Raw genomic sequence first — 21,222 nt, 5'->3', positions numbered from 1 at the left:
TCATCCTTTCGCGGCAGCGGCGCGCACGCCATCCCAGCGGTAGGGCTCGAACTCCGGGTTGAGCGGTGAGTCGCCGAGATTGTTGGCGAAGTTGCACAGCGTGGCGAGGCTCACTCCGAGCACCACCTCAAGTGCCGCCTGGTCGCCGAATCCGGCCGACTTGAAAGCCTCGAGCTCGACATCGTCGACGCGGCCGCGTGTAGCGATCACCGCCTTCGTGAAGCGCGCGACGGCGTCTAGGCGCGCATCAGGCACATGACCGAGATCGCGCAGGGCCTCGACTGCTTCCTTATCGAGTCCTGCCTGCTTGTAGGCGGCAGACGTGTGACCGGCGACGCAAAAGCCGCAGCCATGCGTCGCGGCTGCAGTGATCTGCACGGTCTCGCGCTCCGCGACCGACAGAGAGGAGCGCGCATTGATGCCAGAGACCGTCAGATAGGTTTCCAGCGCCACTGGTGCATTGGCGAGCACCCGCAGGAGGTTGGGCAAAAATCCGTTGCGCTTCTGTGCGGTAATGAGCAACTCCTTAGCAGCTTCAGGAGCATCTTCAATCGTTCGTAGGGGCAGTCTTGTCATGATCTCTCCTCTTCATTCGCGGGCGCTGCAGCGCGCCGTCCGATCAGGCGCTGCAGCAGCGGCCCTCCGCTCAAAAGTCTGGACGCGGAGAGAGCACCTTGCTGCCACTGCGCAGGCGGATGCTCCGGCGGCGTTACGATGGTCGAGAACCCACACTGCACGAGTGCGGCGAGCTGATCCGGCAGGATGTGTCCGATCGCGCGGATGTCGCCCTTGAATCCATGTCTGTCTCGAAGCGCGCGAGCAACGGTGAAGCCGCGGCCGTCGCGAAACTTCGGGAACTCGACAACGACAAGCTCGAGCTTGTCGAGGAAGGGAAGGATCTTATCAGCCGTAACTCCGGCAGCCGCGAACACACCGATTGGGCCGTCGATGCGAATCTCTGATCCCACCGACGCCAACACGTCGAGCGGGATGACATACTTCGGCCGGATCGCGCCGTCTCCGTTCGCGTCGGGATAGCTCCAGCCGTCCTCGATGACCCGCGCTTTGTTATTGATGAGCGCCATAGACCGCCTCCCTGAAGGGTGCCGTTCCAAGCCGCCGGCAGGTGTCGATGAAGCTCTCCCCGTCGGTACGGTGCGCGAGATAGGCGTCGACGATTGCCTCGATCGCGTCAGGCACGGCCCCGACAGCGACCGAGGGACCGATAATCGTGCCGATGGACGCTTTCTCGTCGGCCGCGCCGCCGAGCGTGATCTGATAGACCTCCTCGCCATTCTTATCGACGCCGAGCAGCCCGATGTGCCCGACATGATGATGACCGCACGCGTTGATGCAGCCAGAGATGTTGAGGTCGAGAGGTCCAATCTCGGCTTGCCGTGCCGGATCGGCGAAACGATCCGCGATCTTCTGCGCGATCGGGATTGAACGGGCCGTTGCGAGGCTGCAATAGTCCATGCCGGGACAGGAGATGATATCGGTGACGAGGCCGACATTCCCCGTCGCAAGACCGCCATCAACCAGGGCCTGCCATAGGTTAGGGAGCTGTTCCTTGCGGACATGCGGCAGAACAAGGTTCTGCTCGTGCGATACCCTGATCTCACCGAAGGAGAAGTGATCAGCTAGATCCGCGATCAGGTCCATCTCGTCGGCGCTCACGTCGCCGGGGATTCCGCCAATGGGCTTTAGCGAGATCACCGCGGAAATGTAGCCCGGTTCGCGATGTGGGTGCGTGCTCGTTCGAACCCAGGCTCTGAACGCACGGTTCGACTTCACCGCACGTTCGAACTCTGGCGTTTCCGAGGGCAAGGGAACAAAGGGCGGCCGCACGAAGCGCGCAGCAACCACCGAGACCACGTCATCCTCGAGGACGCAAGAGTCAGCAGGCATGGCCGCGAACTCATGCTCGATCATCTCGATGAAGCGCTCCGGCTTCATGTCGCGAACGAGGATCTTGATCCGCGCTTTGTAGATGTTGTCGCGTCGACCCAGCGTGTTGTAGACGCGAAGGATTGCCTCGACATAGCGCAAGAGATTGCGAACCGGCAGCCAGTCCCGGACCTTGGTGCCGACCATGGGCGTGCGTCCAAGACCGCCGCCCGCGTAGATCTGAAATCCCGGCTCACCTTTCGCGTTACGCTTCGCGAGTATGCCGATGTCATGGACGCGGACCGCCGCGCGGTCCTGAGGGCTGCCTGTGATCGCGATCTTGAACTTGCGGGGTAGATAGGTGAACTCGGGATGATCAGTCGACCATTGCCGGAGGATCTCCGCGTAGAGACGCGGATCGACAACCTCTTCCGCAGCGGCGCCAGCGAAATGGTCGGTCGTAACGTTGCGCACGCAATTGCCGCTCGTCTGAATGGCGTGAAGATCCGCTTCTGCCAGCACAGCGAGAATGTCCGCCGCATCTGTCAGTCGAGGCCAGTTGAACTGAATGTTTTGGCGCGTCGTGAAATGCCCGTAACCGCGGTCGTAGTAGCGAGCGACATAGGCAAGCTGCCGCATCTGCGAAGCGCCCAGCACGCCATAGGGTAGCGCCACCCGAAGCATGTAGCCGTGGAGCTGGAGATAGAGGCCGTTCATCAGGCGGAGCGGCTTAAACTCGTCCTCGTTCAGCTCACCCGAAAGACGGCGCTGGACCTGTCGACGAAACTGCTCGGCGCGGTCGCGCAGGAACTGACGATCATATTCGTCATAGCGATAGATGCCCGCGTAGGGAGACCTCGAAGTGGCCGATGGTGGTGCCAGCAATGGTGGGCGCGCCCACCGCTCCCCGACCGCCGTTTTGGCCAAGTCCTCCCGAACACTTGGTCCTGCGCCTCGTAATCGTTCGCGGCGCGCTTGGGGGACAGGACGCCCCTCAACAAGATCGGCCGGAATATCCCGAATGTCGACGGCAACATCCCGGTCGCGATCTCTGACCGTCTCAAGCGCGGATTGGAGCGCGTTACCATCGAGGGCGTCCGCGGCTTCAAGTCGATCGGTCCACTCCCCGTTCGAGCCCAACCAGACAACGACGCCATCCGATAAGCGATTTGCAGTGACGATGCTCTTGGGCATGTGGTATCTCTTCAGGTGGGCTAGACTCAGGCAGCTTGGCGGGCTGCGGCCCAGCCCAGGTCACGGCCCACGGCGATGAGCGCGTCGACGAGATCACGCATGTGCGCTTCAGTGTGGAACGGCGTCGGCGTGATGCGCAGGCGCTCCAGACCGCGCGCCACCGTGGGATAATTGATGGGCTGGACATAGATGCCGCGACCGGCCAAGAGCAATTCGCTGATACGCCGGCACAGATGCGCATCCCCCACCATCACCGGCAGGATATGAGTGGGCGAGTCGAGCACGGGCAGGCCCCCGCTCTTGAGCATCGCCTTCAGCCGAGCCGCATTCTCAGCCTGCCTCGTGCGGTCTTCAGGGTGCGCTTTCACATGCTGTATGGCGGCCAGGGCTCCCGCAGCAAGGTGGGGAGGAAGCGACGTAGTGAAGATGAAGCTGTCGGCGAGGCTCCGGATCACGTCGATCATGAGCGCCGAACCGGCGACATAGCCGCCCATCACGCCAAAGGCTTTCGCCAGGGTACCTTCGATCAGTGTCACACGATGGGCTACGCCGTCACGCTCGGCGATTCCGCCGCCGCGCGCGCCATAGAGCCCCACCGCGTGAACCTCATCAAGATAGGTGATAGCGCCATGCTTCTCAGCGATGCCGCAGATGGCGGCAATCGGCGCCACGTCGCCGTCCATGCTGTAGACGCTCTCGAAGGCAACAATCTTAGGGCGCGCTGGATCGACGCTGCCCATCAGCTCATCGAGATGAGCGACATCGTTATGCCGAAAGATGAGCCTCTCCGCGCCAGATCGGCGAATGCCCTCGATCATCGAGTTGTGGTTGAGCGCATCGGAGAAGATGACGCAGTCTGGCAGGAGCCGGCCTAAGCTGCCGAGCGCCGCGAGGTTCGAGATCCAGCCTGACGTGAAGATTAGTGCCGCCTCCTTGCCGTGAAGATCGGCAAGCTCGGCTTCGAGAGCAACATGCTGACGATTAGTACCGGAGATGTTGCGCGTCCCTCCGGTGCCGGCACCGGAGATATCGATCGCGTTGTGCATGGCTGCAAGGACACGGGGATGCTGCCCCATGCCGAGATAATCATTGCTGCACCAGACCGTGACGCGCTGGATCCCACCATCCGGGCGATGCCAGAGAGCCGTAGGGAATTCTCCCGCGATCCGCTCCAGCTCGATGAACGTCCGATAGCGGCCGTCCAGTTTCATCTCGGAAATTAGTTCTCGAAACTTGGCGTCGAAATCCATCGGTTATCACCCATCGCACGCGATTGTCGCTCAAAGACGGTAAGTCTCGGCGAAACATGCCATACATCTTCGCCCAGTTTAGTAGGTTATATAAGCATACATCTCAACCATACTGCAGGCGAATTGTATGGATCTAACCCCTACGCCTGGAGCATAATCCCTGCTTGCAATCGCACGCGGCGCCTCCGACGCAACCGTGGCGGTCCATATCGCGAAGACAGCCCGATGCCGCGGGCGGAACCCGAAAGACAGGCCTCGCCCAGCGGATGCAATTGGCGGCAAAAGTCGTCGAATGAGGGGTAGTTACTTTATGTATGAATGCGGCACGGCCACGAGATTTTGGTCGCGCAGGAAGCGATCCATCCACCTGACCCCGTCCGCGATGCCGCCGAATGGATAGAGATGATACAGCAGGGTGCCGAAATCCCGTCCGTTCAATCCGAGGGCAAGCCGTTCGACAAAGCGATCCGACGTGACGCGCTGAAGGAGATTGGTGAGCGAGAGGCCATACTTTCGCAGGAGCCCGTCCGATCTGATGACACCAAATTGTTCAGCGTATCTGAGCAGTCTGCCGGCATCCGTTGGCCCAGGGATGCCGATTCGAACGGGCGTAGTGATCTCCTCGCCGCGTAAGCGCGTGATCCAGCGCACGATCGCATCGGCATCGAGTCCGAACTGAGTCGTGATTTCGACGGAGCAGCCGGCCTCCTTCAGGAAAGCGAGCTTCCATCTGAGAGCTCGCCACAGCGTGTCGGCATCGATCTTTGGATGCCCTTCCGGGTGTGCGACAATCCCTACATGGCGAATGGCGTGGCGCTGGAGGATCCCACTTTCCAGTAGGCCCAAGGAGTTTACATAGGGACCGGCAGGCGTCATCGGGTCGCCCCCGACCAGCATGAAACGCGTCGGGGCTACCTCACCGATCAAGTATCCAAGGAAGTTGTCGAGCTCTCTCTCGGAGAGCAGCCGCCGCGCTGAGATGATCGGCACTGGCTCAAAGCCGTATTGCCGCACTATGCGCGCTGCATGGATACGCTGCGCGTGGTTTTCGCTGCCCAGGAACGCAATATTGATGGGCGTTCCTGGTGGAATCTCGGCTTTGGACTCCGCAATCCGCGCGACGGTCTTCGCGGTGACCTCCAAGGCGTAGAGACCGCGCGGAGAAGAAACCAAGGCTGGCGGTTGAATATGAAGACTATGTATCGGCGTCACCGCGCTTCTCTAAGATTGTTGCGCTAACCGCGGGCCAGCGACGATTGCACGTATCTGCCCTTCCAATCATAACCCATACACGCTATCTATAGCGTATGTTTAATTAGCATACAAGCGAGGGAATAGTATGTGGCGACCGCGACTAATCGAGAGCGCCCGCATGAAATATCTCGGAATTGTTGAAGCCCTTGAGGCGGATATCAGGTCCGGGCGGGTCGCACGGAGCGACAGGCTGCCGCCGCAGCGAGCCATCGCGGAAGCTCTCGACGTCGATCTGACTACTGTGACGCGGGCCTTCAATGAGGCGCGCCGGCGCGGGCTCATCGAGGCGCAGGCCGGCCGCGGCACCTTCATCAGAGAGAAACTTGATGGCAACGAGCCCGCCGGAGCGGCGCACCCCTTGATCGATCTCAGCATGAACATTCCGCCACAGCCGTCTGAGGTGGAGTTCCGAAAGATCTTTCCGCAGGGGATCGCCGGCATCCTCGGAAGTCCGCGCGGCCTGCTCAGCCTGCATTACCAGGATAGCAGCGGCGCAGAGCCCGATCGCTATGCAGCCGCAGCCTGGCTTGCGCACCGGCTCGAAGGCGTTGCTCCCGACCGGCTCATGGTTACGGGCGGCGCTCAAAGCGCATTGTTTGCCGTCTGCGAACTTCTGCTCGCTCGCGGCGACGTGCTTCTTGCCGGTGCGATGACCTATCCCGGGCTGAAGGCTGTCGCCGCACAGAAAGGGCTCGTCCTCGAACCCCTCGCAATGGATGAACAGGGGATCGTTCCAGACGCATTCGAGAAAGCGTGCCGCGAGAAATCCCCCAAGGCGCTATACGTGATCCCAACCATCGACAATCCAACGACGGCGACAATGTCGGAGGATCGGCGCCATAAGATCGCGGCCCTGGCGCGGAAGCATGGCATCGCCATCATTGAGGACGATCCTTATGCGCCGCTTCGGCCGGAGCGGATTGTCACGGTGGCGGAGCTGGCTCGCGACCTCACCTGGCATATCGCCACTCTTTCGAAATGTGCGAGCCCCGCTTTGCGTGTTGCCTATGTCGTCGCACCTAATGCTGGGATGGCGCTTCGACTGGCGGGCGTGTTGCGTGCGACCATCCTCATGGCACCGCCACTCATGTCAGCCCTTGCGACACGCTGGATCGCCGACGGCTCGCTCGATGAAATCGCGAAAGCCATCAGCGCCGAGAACGCGGTTCGCCAGAAGCTTGCCGCTTCGATCCTGGGTGACGTCAGCTTTGCGGCAGATCCGCACGGGCATCACCTTTGGCTACGGTTGCCCACTCATTGGCGCGCAGGCGACTTCGCGGAGCACGCCGATCGTGTCGGTGTATCGATCGTGCCGAGCTCCGCCTTCGCCGTTGCCGCGCATCCCACTGAGGCCGTGCGTATCTCGCTGGGCGTCGCGCCCGACCGAGGTGCGCTCGAAGATGGCCTCACCCAGCTCGCCAGTCTCATGGCGCAGCCATCGCTCGCTACCAGAGCCGTCGTGTAGTTCATAAGGATTGATTACGATGTCCAACGCCATCAAAGCCGCCGTTGTTCAGGCCGCACCTGTCCTCTTCGACAAGCCGAAGACCTTTGCCAAGCTCGCCAATTGCACGCGCGAAGCGGCCGGTTTGGGGGCGGATCTCGTGGTCTTTCCCGAGGCGTTCGTCGGCGGCTATCCGAAAGGCATCGACTTCGGCGCGCGTCTGGGCATGCGCAGCGCCGAGGGGCGGGAAGATTTCCGCCGCTACTACGATAGCGCCATCGACCTGCCAGGACCCGAGGCCACTCGGCTCGGCGAAATCGCGCGGGACAATGGCGTGTACCTCGTGGTCGGTGTCATCGAGCGGGATGGCGGGACGCTCTATTGCACGGCCTTGACCTACGGATCCAACGGTCGGTTGCTCTTGAAACACCGCAAGCTCATGCCGACGGCGCTGGAACGGCTGGTCTGGGGCTTCGGTGACGGCTCGACAATTGGCGTGGTCGAGACGCCGCTCGGCCGCATCGGCAGCGTCATCTGCTGGGAAAACTACATGCCGCTGCTGCGTGCCGCGATGTACGCCCAGCGGGTCGAGCTTTACTGCGCGCCAACGGTCGATGATCGTGACACTTGGTTGCCCACGATGCGCACCATCGCGCTTGAAGGCCGGTGCTTCGTGATCTCGGCCTGCCAGTATTTCACGCGTAACGATGCTCCGCGGGACTACGCGCCTGTTCATGGTGACGACCCGAAAACGGTACTTATCCGCGGCGGATCCTGCATCGTCGACCCGCTCGGCAATGTCCTCGTCGAACCCGATTTCACCGGAGAGGCGATCAAGCTTGCCGAGATCGACCGGCGGGTGATCGTCCGCGGCAAGTACGATTTGGATGTTGTGGGTCATTACGCCCGCCCCGACGTATTCAGGCTTTCGGTCGACACGCGACCGAAGCCTGCAGTCGCGTTCAAGGGACAACCGCCCTTGTCGGTCGTCCAGGAGCTGAATGTCACGACGGAGCCGAATGAGGACGCGCTATGTTCGGATTAACGGCGCTCGAGCTCGCCCGTATCCAATTCGGATTCACGATGTCGTCCCAGATCATCTTCCCGGCGATCACCATCGGTCTTGCGAGCTATCTCGTGGCACTGGAAGGCCTGTGGTTGTGGAAGAAAGAATAGTCTACCGCGACCTTTATCATTTTTGGAGCCGCGAGCGCATGACGGCACGAGGGATAAGCGCGGGAGTTTTCGGTTCCTCACCAGGACGATAAGATTGAGCTGACCATCGGGAAAAAAGCGGACCTTATCAGTTAGCGTGTCCGCTCCCGATTATTCGCGTTGTGAAGCAGCATTTGGCTGGCGCGCGGATTATCGGCATTGCACGGAAATGGGTTCCAGATGTCCGGCGGGGTTACGGCCCTGACCGGAATGTCCTAAGCTGCAATGGCGTTTCGTTTAGGTAAGGATTGAAGCCGATACGGAAATATTAAGAGCGGATGGGAAGCTTTTCGGGCACAGCGATTGCTGCGGGAGGTAACGACGATGGACTTAGATCCGGTTGTTCTGTCGCGATTGCAATTTGCCTGGGTGATTGGCTGGCACATTCTGCTCCCCGCATTCACCGTCGGTGCCTCTGCGTTCATTACCGTCCTTGAAGGATTTTATCTCACGACCCGGCGCGACGTTTATCTTCGCGTCTCCATGTTCTGGATCAAGATTTTCTCGATCGCGTTTGGCATGGGTGTTGTGACCGGCGTCGTTATGCCGTTTCAGTTCGGCACCAACTGGAGCCGCTACTCGGACGCTACCGCAAACGTTCTCGCGCCGCTGTTCGCCTATGAAGGTCTGACGGCGTTTTTCCTCGAAGCTGCATTTCTTGGCGTCCTCCTGTTTGGACGAAAGCTGGTGCCGCGCTGGGCGCACTTTTTTGCGGCGCTGATGGTGGCGCTGGGCACGCTGTTCTCGTCTTTCTGGATTCTGTCGGCTAATAGCTGGATGCAGACGCCGGCCGGTTACGAAATCATCGACGGCCGTATCTTTCCGACAAACTGGATGGAAGTCGTCTTCAGTTCTTCATTCCCGTACCGGCTGGCTCATACGGTTGTGGCTTTCTACATCACCACCGGTTTCGTCGTCCTCGGCGTTGGCGCTTATCTGATGAGGCGGGAACAATTTGCAGAAGAAGGCCGCACCATGCTGTCGATGACGCTGTGGCTCCTGACCGCGCTGGTGCCTCTGCAGATCTTTCTCGGCGACCAGCATGGCCTTAATACGCTGGAGCACCAACCTGCAAAACTTGCGGCCATCGAGGCACACTGGGAGACCGGCCGCCGCATCCCCCTGGCGCTGTTCGCCATTCCCGACGACAAGACCGAAAGCAACTATGCTGCGATCGAGGTGCCCTTGCTGGGCAGCTTGATCCTCACTCACAGGCTCGACGGCGAAGTCAAGGGCCTTAAGGACTTTCCCGCTGATCAACGGCCGCCCGTCGCAATTCCCTTCTTTTCTTTCCGGATCATGGTTGGATGCGGCATGCTGATGCTTGGTATCGTGCTGCTCGGCGGATGGCTGCGCTGGCGTGGGCGGCTCAACGACACTCCGCTTTTTCTGCGGCTGTGCCAACTCGCGATGCCCATCGGGTTCATTGCGGTTATCGCCGGCTGGGTGACCACCGAAGTCGGACGCCAGCCCTGGACCGTCTATGGCCTGTTGCGAACCGCGGAGTCAGTCTCGCCGTCGTTGACGGGCCGTGACGTGCTGATCTCGCTGCTCGCCTATATGGCCGTCTATCTCGTTATGTATCCAGCCGGATTGTTTCTCATGATCCGCCTTGTCCGCCTCGGCCCGACGCCCACCGCGGAACGAGACGCGGAAATCGAGGCCGGACGTCCACAGGCGCCGGTATTGGCCGCGCCGGTGATTTCCGAGGAGAACGTACCATGAGTCAGGGCGTGATTCAGGTTATGGATTTCGTGCCGATCTGGACGCTGATCCTCGGCCTCGCCGTGTTCTTCTACGTGCTCCTTGACGGCTTCGATCTCGGCGTCGGCATTCTTTTTGGCTTGGCGCCGGACACAGCCTCTCGCAATACGATCATGAATTCGATTGCGCCGATTTGGGACGGAAATGAAACCTGGCTCGTGCTCGGCGGCCTTGGCTTGCTCGCGGCCTTCCCGCTCGCGTTCGCCATCATCCTTCCCGCGGTTTATTTTCCAATTCTCGTGATGCTGCTGGCATTGATTTTTCGAGGGGTGGCGTTCGAGTTCCGCTTCCGGGACGCTGAGCGCAAGACCTTTTGGGACCACGGGTTCAGCTACGGATCGGGCATTGCAACCTTCGCGCAGGGCGTGGTTCTCGGCAACTTCATCCAGGGATTTCGAGTCAGCGGGCGGGTGTTCTCCGGTAGCTCGTTTGATTTCCTGACACCATTCTCGGTTCTGACCGGAATCGCCCTGTTGTTCGGATATGCGCTTCTCGGGGCGGGCTGGCTGATCCTCAAGACCCAAGGAGAGCTACAGGACGCCGCCCGTCATCAGGGTCGTGTCTGTCTGATCGGCGTTTTGGCGGGCATCGGCATCGTCAGCATTTGGACGCCACTCATGAACCCGGCGATCGCCGCTCGTTGGTTCACGTTTCCGAACATCATTTTTCTGGCGCCGGTTCCGATTGCCACTATCGCTGCCACGCTGCTCACCTGGCACGCGCTCGGCAGCCGTTCCGAAGTGCTGCCATTCGTAGGTGGGATCGGCCTTTTCGTCCTTTCATATATCGGGATTGCCATCAGCCTTTACCCAATGATCGTGCCGTATCACTTCACGTTGTGGGAGAGTGCATCTTCCGACCGGACTCAAGTTTTCCTGCTGATCGGAACGCTCGTGCTCCTGCCGGTGATCCTGATGTACACCAGTTGGTCCTATTGGGTATTTCGCGGCAAAGTGCGGGCTGACATCGGATACCACTGACAGTGTTGCGCCCGCGATGGCCAGCCCCGCAAACAGTCGGGAGCTTCAGTTGGCGCCGCGCACGATGGTCGCGGAGCCAGGTGATGATCCGAACAAGATGCGAGAAGGGCGAGGAGCCATTCTCATGGATCAGGCATTTTTTTGACCAGCCTCCCTGACTATTGCTTTCTCAAAGAAGGACGATGCGCGCACCGTTCGAAACGCCAAGCGTATCGACAGGTAATTGAACGCCCGTGGCTGGATTCTGACGCGTGAGAGCCGCAGTCTTGTCATCGAGGCGGTTGGCAGAGGTGTCTTACAGGCCCGTGAACAACTGGAACGGATCAAGGGTGGTGACTACCGGCTGGATCCAGAAGGCGACCGAGCGGAGCATCAGCATGCAATCCGCCAAAATAGCTCTAAGTCAGCGGCGGAGACATCGTGAGGCTCGCAACAACGCTTCTCACACCGGCGACAAGCATTGAACGCCGACCAACATTTAGGATGGATACTAAGAGTTCTGGAACGGCGAATTCTGGATGTGATCGTAGAAGTTGCTGTGCCTGTAATTGCGGATGAAATGCGAGCAGATGTCTTCGTTGCAGGTATACACAGTCGTTTCGGGCTTGTGTTCGAAGCCATGAAAGAACGCTTCCGCGATTTCCTGCTTGAAATTGGCTCGCGGAAACTGGCTCACCACGCTTTTGCGAACGTCTTCAGGAAAGGTTTCGTACCCAATACCAAGCGAATCCAGGGCCACGCCGTTGTATAGTAGTTCCACTTCCAAGGGCTTGTACGCGGCGATGCCGGGCGTGGTGTGAAGCGCGATCGCATCCCAAGCCGTCTGAATACGGGCGGTGGGCACGCCATGACTTTCGAGAAACTGACGCACCGCGTTTGCACCATCGACTTCGAAACGGTCAGTGGCACTACTGAACTTCTTAAGCAAACCCAAATCGTGGAAGGCAGCGCAGATGAACACAAGCTCCGCGTCGAATTTCTGTCCCATTTGGCGCCCCATCTCGTTTGCCCAGAAGAACACGCGATGGGAGTGGTTGATCAACACTGGCGTGCTGAATTCCCGCAGTATGCCGGTCGCCTCACGGGTCATTTGGGTGTCCGGAACTCCGGGCTCCACAGACTGAAACTTGGGCGAAGGAGTTGGTACCGGAAGAATGGTCTTGGGACGACGAAATGTTGACGACTCGTCGATTGAGTTTTGAGGCTTCAATTGGATCATCGCTCTCTCCCTGAGGTATCCTTCGATTGGAACAACCCCACCCACTCTTAGCGCCGGCGATAAAGGAATGTCAGCTCGGTGGACGCACCGATAGCACGATCGCCGCCCATTATTCGCACATGGCAATCTCGGCGCGCTCTCGTTCATGGGGCAGCCTAGAGATAACCTACCGCTAAAACTCGAAATGGAAGGTGTGCCGCAATTTTTATTTCGATCTTACGTGAGTCACGCTGACTTTTTTCAAGAACCACTATAGCCGCAACAGGCCGTATACGAGCCTCAACGAAATTACCCCCCGACGCAGTTTGCAGGCCGCCCGATGAGCCTCTGAACTTCCGTCTCGACCAAGTGGGGCGGCCCGTCAGGGCGAGTGATGAGCGGTTCCAAAAGCCGCACGCTTTTTACCTGCCATTTTCCGTGCAATTTAGACATGCGCGCCTGATGTCGACGATTAGATGACAGCCACGGGAACATCCGAGAGGAGGATCGGCATGGAAAGCAGGAATCGACACCTGATGTGGCATGGCATGTGGCTGTTTCTTCTTGGTCTGCTTACGGGCCTCGCCGAGCAACAGTTTACCAATGTGCGCATGGGGCTCTCGGCGCACCTGGAAGGCTTGATGAACGGCACTTTCCTGATCGCGTTGGGTGCGATCTGGAGTGCAGTGAGACTGCCGCCATGGGCAAAGACCACGGCATACTGGGCTGCGCTTTACGCCGGCTACATGAACTGGCTGTTCACAACGCTGGCCGCGGTTTTCGGTACCGCGGCCGACACTCCAGTCGCCTCGGCAGGCCATAGTGGACAACCCTGGCAAGAAAGTCTTGTCGCAGCCGGATTCCTCAGTGTCGCCGTGATGATCATCGCCTGCTCGCTGCTCCTGCTTTGGGGCCTCTGGCCCACTTCGTTGCAGTCGAATCTCGATGTTCCAGGCGTTACTCAAGCGCGAAGAAACTATGAGTCAGCAGGCAATGGTCAAAAAGACGGCCCCCGCGCGACTCTGGCCGGAGACCGCGCGAGTGATCTGTCACACAATCGCTGAAGGAGACACAGGATGGATCCTCCACCAGCGCGATCAAGGTACCAACGCCGACCAAACTATGTGTTGCTCCCCAAAGTTCCGCAGTTCGAAACGGCTCAGCGCGGGACGCCCGGCACCGGCTTCAACCGCACCACGCGCGTGCCGTCGGTGAAGACGGCGACCACCACGATGTACCCGAACAGCGACACCTCGGCGAGCCGCTCGGGCTGTATGTCCAAGAGAACTTCCGTAGTGCTTGAAGAAGAGATCAAGCTTCACGGGTTCGCCGGTGTCCCGCCGGAACAGTTTTTTCCGAGGCTGGCCGCCACCGCGAGGCGATGGTGGCCGCCGTGTGGACATCCGTCGCCTTGGCGATGATCTCGCCGGCTTCGTCAACGATGATTTTCATGCGCCGCCTCCAATGCAACGCGCCGGTCAGCGCAGCCGCGATGGCACAAAATCTATCCTCCTATTCATGAAGATCTCGGCTTCCGTATTCGATATGCGCCAGATCGCCCAGCGCCTTGCGTGCCAACCCGCAGAAGACATAGCCAGGATTGCGCGATGCCAAATGTCGTGGGGGCTGCCGTCGCGCGTTCCCCGCATTTCCTCACGCTTGGCCGTAGGATGGTCTTTCGAGACCGCTGACGCCGTCTACACCTATCAACGCGCCATCACTCCTTTCTTCTGGGCAAACTACCTCCCGGTCAAGCTAGGAGCCGAACAGTTGTACCTGACAGGGCTACGGGACACGACGGGCGCACTGTTTCCGGCGATGCCGTTTACCGGGTCCGTGTGCTCACGAACTCGGACATTTCGTCATCGATCGAGTGACCGGGACCGACAGCATCTCGCTCATTTCGATCACGCCTCGCGATGGTTTCGAGGTCATCTGTCGCGGCACGCGCAGTGAGGCTTTCGTGAACAATGGCGCGACCGGCACCGGTTGCCTCGATGCCTCCGACGTTCGCGCAATCCTTTCGCCGTTGATGCCGAAGGCCGGCGAAGTCGCGACTGCAAGGCCGATGTCTACGCGAGCGTGTTCGACTCAGTCGTGCAGTTGATGGGCGGTGAAGCAGCAGAGCAATTGCTGCTTGGCGATGCGTCTTTTGCCGCAGATGATCGCCGACAGGCGATGGAATTGGCCGCGCTTATCTGCAAGTCGCAGGAGGCTATCGCCGCGTTTTTCACATTCTGCAAACAGCAGGCGACCGATATGCTGAGCGAGCACGTCACTCTGCTTTGGTCGCTCGGCATCATTCTTCGCATGCGTCGCGACATGACGGCGGCTCAGATGGACGAGGCGATCGCGTCGGTCCTTGCCAGCGAAGTGGCCGGCGCTTGAGCGTACTCGGCGTCGGCGGTGCCGGAAGCGGGTTGAGAACGCGGGCAGGTTCAAGGCGGAATAAAATGTGGAGATCACACGTGGCGGATCAGTGCAAGCGCCGTCAACTTCCGCGATTAGGGGGCCAACCGGACGTCGTGGCGCTGCATAGGGGTGTCGCAATTTGCTCCTTGAGCCATACCGACCGGCTCTGAAATTGTCTGCTTTCAGGGGTAGACCGGAAGTGACCGGCGCATGGTCAGAACGACGCGAATGACCCGAAGCCGACTCCGGCGAGGCAGCGGAAACTTCAGCACGTTCGACGAGTGTGCGGTAGCGCGCGGGCCGCGAGCTGTCGAAGACAATCCCTACAACTTCTCAACCGAACCCCGCACTATCGAAGACAATCCCTACAACTCCTCAATCGAAATTCGCACGGTCATCCAACGCATTGGATGCTGGATTCTGAATTTTTGGTCTTGTGATTGGCGAGCTTCGTTCCAACTACGCCGATGCAATTCCGCCACCTTGGAAGCCCATCCGATCTATCAAAGGAGTCTCCGATGTCCTTGCATACCTCGCTGTCACGACGCGGCTTCTGCACATGCTGTGCCGTAGCCGCCGCCGCTTTCGCAACCAACCGTGGCTGGTTGAAGCCTGACGAGGCCTACGCCGAGTCACGCAACATCGTCGATACGATCCGCGACGCCGCCGCAACGATGCCCCTCCAGGTCCACAAGCTGCGTGGCAACGTGACGGTCCTCGAAGGCTCCGGAGGCAATATCGCGGTCCTCACCGGCGAAGACGGCAAGCTGTTCGTCGATGCCGGCATTACCCCGACACGGCCGCGGATTCTGGAGGCGGTCAACAGCCTTAGCCGCGATCCGATCAAACACCTGATCAACACCCACTGGCACTTCGATCACACGGACGGCAATCAGTGGCTAAACGAAGAAGGCGCTGCCATTCTGGCTCACGAGAACACGCATAAGCATTTGCTGACTGCCCAGAGGGTCGAGGACTGGGACTACAATTTTCCTTCGCCGCCCTTGGCCGCGGTGCCGACCGAGGTGTTCGCTTCGGAAAAACGCCTCAGCCTCAATCGCTCCACCCTCGATCTGAAGCACTATAGCCCCGCGCATACGGACAGCGACATCTCGGTTCGCTTCGCTGAGGCTGATATCCTCCATTGCGGAGACACTTACTGGAACGGCTTCTATCCGTTCATCGACTATTCGACCGGTGGCAACATCGACGGGATGATCCGGGCGACCGAGCAGAACATCGCCGCCACCAGCGGCGAGACCATCGTCATTCCCGGCCACAACATGCCGGGCCAAGCCAGCGCCGTGAGCAACAAGGACGAGTTGATCGGCTATCGCGATATGCTCGTCGCCATCAGGGAGAAGGTCACAACGCTCAAGCGGTCGGGCCGCTCGCTCGATGAGACCATCGCAGCCAAGCCAACCGAGCAGTTCGACGCGAAATGGGGCCGGTTCCTCATTACGCCGGCCTTGTTCACCAGGCTGGTCTACGAGGGCGTCTGATGGCAAATCCTGTCGTAGGTTCGAAGGCCCCGCGTTGGCCGGTCGCACCATCAGCGACGGCACCCGCGACGGCAACGCCGCCGCCGCTGCTGGCATTGCCGGTGGCGTCCGTAGCGAGGACAGCTTCCGCGGTTTCCCGCTACGCGGCTTGTGCGCCGGCATCGGCACAAGATGGCGATTATGGGCGCTCACCTGACCTGCTCGCCGTCCTGAAATGCAAACAATATCTCCGCCGCGGTATGCACGGTGAAGCGGCTTTCGTCATTGAACGAACGCATGAGTGCCCAATCCTCGGCGGGCGCCTTCTTGGCGAAGGCCGCCACACGGTGCTCCTGCCCGCTTCTAGGCGCCGGGATTCCCGCACTTGTGATCGGACTAGGCTATGGCGCTTATTGGCTCGTCCGCCGCCGCCGTAACGCTAGCTGATTTTCCGAGAGACTTACATAAATTGAAACGAGGCCGCTCTTTGGCGGCCTTTTCGTTTTTCCCTTGCGAGCGTGCTGTCCGTTCATGGCCCGAATGCGAAGTCCGCGCGGGATCGGAAATCGTCTGCTTATCGGGGTAGATCGGAAGTGACTGGTCGACCTTCCAATCGGCGCTTTTGACCCAAAGGCGACGTGGCAAGTTGCCACTGCAATCAGGCGAAATCATAGATGTCCGGAGTACCTCGATGTAGAGGATAGCATTTTCGCATCGGTATCGCCTGCAGGATCAGGAAGGTTCTGCTTGTTCCATCAGTCCAGCGAGGCTGCGTCTTGGGCGGCCTCTGCCTTCACGGCGCTCTTCAGCGAACGGATCCATTCCGTGTCGCCCACCGATTGAGAGAGAAGCCGCGCTCCGATCATGGCCGCGAACAGAACCTTGGCTTCCTGATCGGACGACGCGCCGTTCGTACCGCGCGACTTCGCCAAGTGATCGAGAAACTGTGCGTACAGAGCCTCCGTCCCGTCCCTGTAGGACTCGCGCGAGGACTCGTCGGCGGCCTCGGCCGTCACGTGAGGAGCGAAGGCGATCATCGGACAAGCCTGATCGGCCCCTTTCTTCGTCAGATAGTAGTCGACGATGGCGGCCGACCGGACGCCCGGATCGTCGTACTTGCGTTCGCAGACCTGCCGCCAGGCGGCGGATGACTGCTCGAAGGTCAGGGAGAAGACTTGCTCGACGAGGGCGTCCTTGGACTTGAAGTGCTTGTAGAAGCCGCCAACCGTCATGTCAGCGGCGTTCATGACCTCGGCCACCGAAACGCTGTCCACACCGAACTCGCGGAAGAGGCGGGACGCGCACTTCAGGATCTTCTGCCGATTCTTCTGCGCCTGCTCCTGCGATGAGCGACCCATGTCCGTTGTTCCTTTCCGAACTCGATCGAGATCCGCGACTTTACGCCGGCCTCGGTCGTAAGAAACCGCCGTCCCGCAAGCAATCGTGACTGGCTAGAATAGATTATATATATTATCTATTTTTTTGAAAGTCTCCAAAGCCACGTTTTCGCGAAGGAACTCGACATGGCGACCACCTACGACCCCAAGATCACGGCGCTTCTCTGCATCGATTTCTACAACGATTTCCTCCATCCAGACGGCAAGCTTTGGCCTTCGGTCAAGGACGTCGCCGAGCAGGTGAACCTGCTCGACAATCTCCGTGCGATCGTCGTCGCCGCGCGGGAGGCCGGGATCAAGATCATCCATGTACCGCATCACCGCATGGAGCCCGACACCTACAAGGACTGGAAGTATCCGTCGCCCTATCAGTTGCAGGCGGCGAAGAACATGATCTTCGCCCGCGGTCAGTGGGGCGGCGAATTCCACGATGATTTCAAGCTCCGGCCGGGCGATCTCTGCTGCACGGAGCATTGGGCTTCGAGCGGCTTCCCCAATACCGACCTCGATCAACTGCTGAAGCGGCACGGCAAGGAAAAGATCATCTGCGTGGGTCTGCTCGCCAATACCTGCCTGGAGGCCACCGCCCGCATCGGCATGGAGCTTGGTTATCACGTCACCTACGTGCGCGATGCCACCGCTGCCCGCTCGCCCGAGGCGATGCATGCGGCGGTCAACATCGACGCGCCGACCTATGCCCATGAGATCGTGACGACCGCCGAACTGATCGCGGCGATCAAGGCTTCCCCGGCGGCGGCCGCGGCGTGAGAGGAAGCGACGTGACTGCCGATATCGAGACTGCGGTCCACTATCGGTACGTGGAGCCGCTGCCAACCGAAGGAGGTTTTTGAGATGCCCGTAGCCAAGATTCATGTGCACGAAGGTGCGTTCAAGGATAGCGAGCTCGCCGCAATCGGGACGGCCGTACAGGCAGCACTGGAGGAAGTGCTCTCGGTCCCGCCGGAGGACTACTTCCGCATCACGCACGTTCTTCCGAAAGGACAGTTCGTCCACACGCCGGCTTTCGTCGGCTGTACGTACAGCGATCGCTTCGTCCTCCTCGAGCTGACCTTTATCTCCGGTCGCCCGAAGGAGAAGCGCCTGGCGTTGCTCGCCGCGCTGAACCGGCTCGTCGTGGAGAAGGCCGGCGTGAGGGCGGACGACCTCGTCGTTCTGATCTATGAGATGCCCGGCGAGAATATCTCCTTCGGCCAAGGGCTCGCGCAGCGAGCGCATATCTCGACCTGAGGGGCTCCGCGCCCCGTCATGTCCGGCCGTGCAGACGAAATGATCGAATAGCTCGACAGTGTGCTGCAGTGCATGAGTCCGAAAATGGCCCGATTGAGACATGCAGGCGGACACAAAGAAGGTCTGCTTATGAGGAAGAACCGGAAGTCGTCGGCGCACGGCCAAATCGACGCGATTGACCCATAGCGGGCCTTCAGAACCCTATGGACTCGCCGCGATTTTATCTCGTAGTCTTGTTTTTTATAAAGCGGAGCCTACACATGGCGGAGGCGCGGGTCGGACGCAGGTTGGCGGCCATAGTCGCGGCTGACGTTGCAGGCTACTCGCGGCTCATGAGCTTCGACGAGGTCGGCACCGCCCACACGCTCCGCGAGCACCGAGCGGTGATTGACGCACTTGTGGCCAAACGCGGCGGCCGCATCGTCAAGACTACCGGAGACGGTGTGCTGCTTGAGTTTCCCTCGGTAGTTGATGCAGTCGAGTGCGCGGCCGCTATGCAAGTGGTGATGGTCCAGCGGAACAATGGGATCCCCGAGGCGCGGCGCATGCTGTTTCGGATCGGGATCAACCTCGGCGACATTCTGATCGAGGGGGATGACATTCTTGGCGATGGCGTCAATGTCGCGGCCCGACTTGAGGGCATCGCCGAACCGGGCGGCATCTGTATCTCAGCTTCCGTGTACGATCAGGTTCGCGGCAAGGTCACGGTCGAATTCATTGATCGTGGCGAGCAAAGGCTGAAGAACATCAATCGCCTGGTGCGCGTCTACGCGACAAAGTCGATTAGTAATTTCGGGACGGTTGCGCCTGACATGCCGCCTCCGCACCCTCAGATCCATGAGTCACTTCCGCTTCCCGACAAGCCGTCGATCGCGGTGTTGCCGTTCCAAAACATGAGCGGCGATCCGGAACAGGAATATTTTGCCTGCGGCATAGTCGAGGATATCATTACAGCGCTCTCCCGTATCCGCTGGCTTTTTGTGATCGCTCACAATTCGAGCTTTACCTACAGCGGGCATGCCGTCGATGTGAAGCAGGCTGGGCGCGAGCTAGGCGTTCGCTATGTGCTCGAGGGTTCAGTGCGCAAAGGCGGCAACAGGATACGCATCACCGGACAATTGATCGATGGGCTTACAGGCGTGCATCTGTGGGCCGAGCGCTACGACCGCGATCTTGGCGACATCTTTGCGGTTCAGGATGAGATCGCCGCGAGCGTCGCCGCAGTTATCGAGCCGGCATTGGCTGCCGCCGAGCAAGAGCGCGTGCTGCGCAAACCGCCTGAGCGACTTGACGCGTGGGAAGCCTATCAGCGCGGCCTTTGGCACCTCCACAAATACCGACCGCAGGAGAACAAAGCCGCGCTCGCCTTCTTCAGCCAAGCTATCGCGCTCGATCCGAATTTCGCTCCCGGCCACTATGGATATGCGCTGGCTCTCCAATGGGACATCTGGCACTTCTCGAGTCGCCCCTTCTTGGAGGTTCAAGAAACCGCTCGCGAAGAAGCGCAAATCGCGGTATCGCTCGATGACAAGGATGCGGTGGCGCATGCTGTGCTGGCACACATGCTGATGTGGGGTAGCGAATGGGAGGCGGCGATCGCCGAAGCGCGCACCGCAATTGCCCTCAATCCAAACAGTGCCTTTGTCATCAGCATGCTTGGTTGTGTGCTCGGGTTCGGCGGTTATCGAGAGGAAGCACTCGAAAGGCTGCAGCAGGCAATGCGTGCCAGTCCACACGATCCGCTGATTTGGCTTTGGTTGATCTGGCGTGGGCTTTTGCAGTTCTTTTCACGCGATTTCATCGCTGCGCTGCAGACATTGCGCCAAGTTGCTCGCCTGCGTCCGGGTTATGCCGTCACTTCCCAGTACCTCGCGGCGTCGCTTGCTTATCTCGGGCGTTCGGACGAGGCGCGCGAAACACTTGAACGTATCCCCCCTCAATCGGCGGATCAGCTTCAGCGTTGGCAGCAAAGGCCGCCCTGGATGCGGCCCGAGGATTATGCGCTTCTCGTCGAAGGTTTTGGCCTTGCAGCAGGAGAGCGGCGTTGAGTGACGCCGCGATCTCTATCATCTCTACGACTTTCAGACGGCAAGCTCGCTGTTCTGCAGCGAGCGAGGACATCAAACTGGGCCGACTTCCGTTGTTGTGAAGGGTTTCGGATGCCGGCCGCTTGAGGGAGGGCGCGGCGTATTCGGCGGCCGGCGTCCGAAAGCCTCCAAGGGAGGAAACCGCGCGTGAGAACGTAAGGCGGTGCGGCAGGCGTTATGGGGATTTGAGCGCCGCGGGCGAGTTCGTTGATTGAGATCGAGTCGGCCCAACGAGTTGCGCGACGGTGAAGTCGCTGACGAATGCGCGGCGGATGGCCTTGAACTCGACAAGTTGTCCGACGATTTGCGACGGCTGGTGGATATCTGGGCGCGCTCTGCCGTGGCCGGTCGAGGGCCAGCGAGCGCGGCGAGCGGATTTGCGGGATTGCGGCACGGTCAAGAGGTGTCGAT

Annotated in this window: 22 protein-coding genes and 2 pseudogenes; 13 read left to right on the top strand and 11 right to left on the bottom strand. The window is 60.0% G+C overall.

Annotated features, from left to right (window positions below; all coding sequences use genetic code 11):
* The 6 genes and pseudogenes from AC5ZG1_RS38035 to AC5ZG1_RS38010 form a co-directional block, all read right to left on the bottom strand.
* Positions 1–576 (bottom strand): carboxymuconolactone decarboxylase family protein, encoded by a 576-nt coding sequence (locus tag AC5ZG1_RS38035; RefSeq protein WP_464349031.1) that lies wholly within the window; start codon positions 574–576, stop codon positions 1–3.
* On the bottom strand, positions 573–1,085 hold the full coding sequence (locus AC5ZG1_RS38030; protein ID WP_051397129.1) for a DUF934 domain-containing protein: 513 nt from the start codon (positions 1,083–1,085) through the stop codon (positions 573–575). The genes AC5ZG1_RS38035 and AC5ZG1_RS38030 overlap by 4 nt, the downstream gene beginning before the upstream one ends.
* The gene (locus tag AC5ZG1_RS38025; protein ID WP_245287551.1) at positions 1,069–2,727 is read right to left on the bottom strand and encodes a nitrite/sulfite reductase; all 1,659 of its coding nucleotides are present in this window, start codon (positions 2,725–2,727) and stop codon (positions 1,069–1,071) included. Before AC5ZG1_RS38025 ends, AC5ZG1_RS38030 begins: the two co-directional genes overlap by 17 nt.
* A 102-nt stretch (positions 2,728–2,829) precedes the next feature.
* Positions 2,830–3,081: pseudogene (locus AC5ZG1_RS38020) on the bottom strand (DUF2849 domain-containing protein); the annotation flags it as partial.
* 26 nt (positions 3,082–3,107) lie between these two features.
* On the bottom strand, positions 3,108–4,331 hold the full coding sequence (hemA, locus tag AC5ZG1_RS38015; RefSeq protein ID WP_028167726.1) for a 5-aminolevulinate synthase: 1,224 nt from the start codon (positions 4,329–4,331) through the stop codon (positions 3,108–3,110).
* 303 nt (positions 4,332–4,634) lie between these two features.
* Complete coding sequence (locus AC5ZG1_RS38010) at positions 4,635–5,543, bottom strand: methylenetetrahydrofolate reductase (protein ID WP_196237389.1); 909 nt, start codon at positions 5,541–5,543, stop codon at positions 4,635–4,637.
* Between the two features lie 160 nt (positions 5,544–5,703).
* Between AC5ZG1_RS38010 and AC5ZG1_RS38005 the strand changes: the two genes are divergently transcribed.
* From AC5ZG1_RS38005 to cydB, 5 genes and pseudogenes are all read left to right on the top strand, one after another.
* Entirely contained in the window at positions 5,704–7,050 is a 1,347-nt protein-coding gene (locus tag AC5ZG1_RS38005) for an aminotransferase-like domain-containing protein (protein ID WP_210164723.1), read from the top strand.
* A gap of 19 nt (positions 7,051–7,069) precedes the next feature.
* Complete coding sequence (locus AC5ZG1_RS38000; protein ID WP_464349029.1) at positions 7,070–8,074, top strand: carbon-nitrogen hydrolase family protein; 1,005 nt, start codon at positions 7,070–7,072, stop codon at positions 8,072–8,074.
* Positions 8,062–8,237, top strand: a pseudogene (locus tag AC5ZG1_RS37995) (cytochrome ubiquinol oxidase subunit I); the annotation flags it as partial. The gene AC5ZG1_RS38000 and the pseudogene AC5ZG1_RS37995, both read left to right, overlap by 13 nt.
* A 331-nt stretch (positions 8,238–8,568) precedes the next feature.
* Positions 8,569–9,969, top strand: coding sequence for a cytochrome ubiquinol oxidase subunit I (locus AC5ZG1_RS37990; RefSeq protein WP_035691958.1), 1,401 nt, complete (start codon positions 8,569–8,571; stop codon positions 9,967–9,969).
* Entirely contained in the window at positions 9,966–10,988 is a 1,023-nt protein-coding gene (cydB, locus tag AC5ZG1_RS37985; RefSeq protein WP_035691960.1) for a cytochrome d ubiquinol oxidase subunit II, read from the top strand. The genes AC5ZG1_RS37990 and cydB overlap by 4 nt, the downstream gene beginning before the upstream one ends.
* Positions 10,989–11,478: 490 nt before the next feature.
* Here cydB and AC5ZG1_RS37980 read toward each other — a convergent pair whose 3' ends face one another.
* Complete coding sequence (locus AC5ZG1_RS37980; RefSeq protein ID WP_080664022.1) at positions 11,479–12,207, bottom strand: HD domain-containing protein; 729 nt, start codon at positions 12,205–12,207, stop codon at positions 11,479–11,481.
* 491 nt (positions 12,208–12,698) lie between these two features.
* Between AC5ZG1_RS37980 and AC5ZG1_RS37975 the strand changes: the two genes are divergently transcribed.
* Positions 12,699–13,250: a styrene oxide isomerase gene (locus AC5ZG1_RS37975; protein ID WP_464349028.1), complete on the top strand. Its 552-nt coding sequence runs from the start codon at positions 12,699–12,701 to the stop codon at positions 13,248–13,250.
* A 95-nt stretch (positions 13,251–13,345) separates the two neighbouring features.
* Here AC5ZG1_RS37975 and AC5ZG1_RS37970 read toward each other — a convergent pair whose 3' ends face one another.
* Both AC5ZG1_RS37970 and AC5ZG1_RS37965 read right to left on the bottom strand, forming a co-directional pair.
* A complete protein-coding gene (locus tag AC5ZG1_RS37970; protein ID WP_283807038.1) occupies positions 13,346–13,468 on the bottom strand; it encodes a hypothetical protein in 123 nt (40 codons plus the stop codon).
* A 29-nt stretch (positions 13,469–13,497) separates the two neighbouring features.
* The gene (locus AC5ZG1_RS37965; protein ID WP_155255490.1) at positions 13,498–13,638 is read right to left on the bottom strand and encodes a hypothetical protein; all 141 of its coding nucleotides are present in this window, start codon (positions 13,636–13,638) and stop codon (positions 13,498–13,500) included.
* A gap of 645 nt (positions 13,639–14,283) precedes the next feature.
* On the opposite strand from AC5ZG1_RS37965, the gene AC5ZG1_RS37960 reads away from it, so the two are divergent.
* From AC5ZG1_RS37960 to AC5ZG1_RS37950, 3 genes are all read left to right on the top strand, one after another.
* Entirely contained in the window at positions 14,284–14,574 is a 291-nt protein-coding gene (locus AC5ZG1_RS37960) for a hypothetical protein (protein WP_155255491.1), read from the top strand.
* A 542-nt stretch (positions 14,575–15,116) separates the two neighbouring features.
* Positions 15,117–16,100 (top strand): MBL fold metallo-hydrolase, encoded by a 984-nt coding sequence (locus AC5ZG1_RS37955; RefSeq protein WP_028167735.1) that lies wholly within the window; start codon positions 15,117–15,119, stop codon positions 16,098–16,100.
* A gap of 34 nt (positions 16,101–16,134) precedes the next feature.
* Positions 16,135–16,296, top strand: a complete 162-nt coding sequence (locus tag AC5ZG1_RS37950) for a hypothetical protein (RefSeq protein ID WP_165435228.1) — start codon at positions 16,135–16,137, stop codon at positions 16,294–16,296.
* Here the strand turns inward: AC5ZG1_RS37950 and AC5ZG1_RS37945 are convergent.
* Both AC5ZG1_RS37945 and AC5ZG1_RS37940 read right to left on the bottom strand, forming a co-directional pair.
* On the bottom strand, positions 16,289–16,423 hold the full coding sequence (locus AC5ZG1_RS37945; RefSeq protein ID WP_283813261.1) for a hypothetical protein: 135 nt from the start codon (positions 16,421–16,423) through the stop codon (positions 16,289–16,291). The two genes, AC5ZG1_RS37950 and AC5ZG1_RS37945, sit on opposite strands and share 8 nt — an antisense overlap.
* 411 nt (positions 16,424–16,834) lie before the next feature.
* The gene (locus tag AC5ZG1_RS37940) at positions 16,835–17,437 is read right to left on the bottom strand and encodes a TetR/AcrR family transcriptional regulator (protein ID WP_028167736.1); all 603 of its coding nucleotides are present in this window, start codon (positions 17,435–17,437) and stop codon (positions 16,835–16,837) included.
* 165 nt (positions 17,438–17,602) lie between these two features.
* On the opposite strand from AC5ZG1_RS37940, the gene AC5ZG1_RS37935 reads away from it, so the two are divergent.
* From AC5ZG1_RS37935 to AC5ZG1_RS37920, 4 genes are all read left to right on the top strand, one after another.
* Positions 17,603–18,244 (top strand): cysteine hydrolase family protein, encoded by a 642-nt coding sequence (locus tag AC5ZG1_RS37935; RefSeq protein ID WP_028167737.1) that lies wholly within the window; start codon positions 17,603–17,605, stop codon positions 18,242–18,244.
* 84 nt (positions 18,245–18,328) lie between these two features.
* Positions 18,329–18,724 (top strand): tautomerase family protein, encoded by a 396-nt coding sequence (locus AC5ZG1_RS37930; RefSeq protein WP_028167738.1) that lies wholly within the window; start codon positions 18,329–18,331, stop codon positions 18,722–18,724.
* Positions 18,725–18,984: 260 nt separating this feature from the next.
* Positions 18,985–20,772 carry an adenylate/guanylate cyclase domain-containing protein gene (locus AC5ZG1_RS37925; RefSeq protein WP_028169192.1) on the top strand — a complete coding sequence of 596 codons (1,788 nt, stop codon included), beginning with the start codon at positions 18,985–18,987 and terminating at the stop codon, positions 20,770–20,772.
* A 250-nt stretch (positions 20,773–21,022) separates the two neighbouring features.
* Positions 21,023–21,222: hypothetical protein (locus tag AC5ZG1_RS37920; protein ID WP_496135953.1), on the top strand; the 200-nt coding region annotated here is incomplete at its 3' end.

The sequence above is a fragment of the Bradyrhizobium sp. Leo78 genome (genome assembly GCF_059512425.1).
The sequence above is the reverse complement of the archived record's forward strand: the minus strand, read 5'-3'. Positions and strand labels throughout refer to the sequence as shown.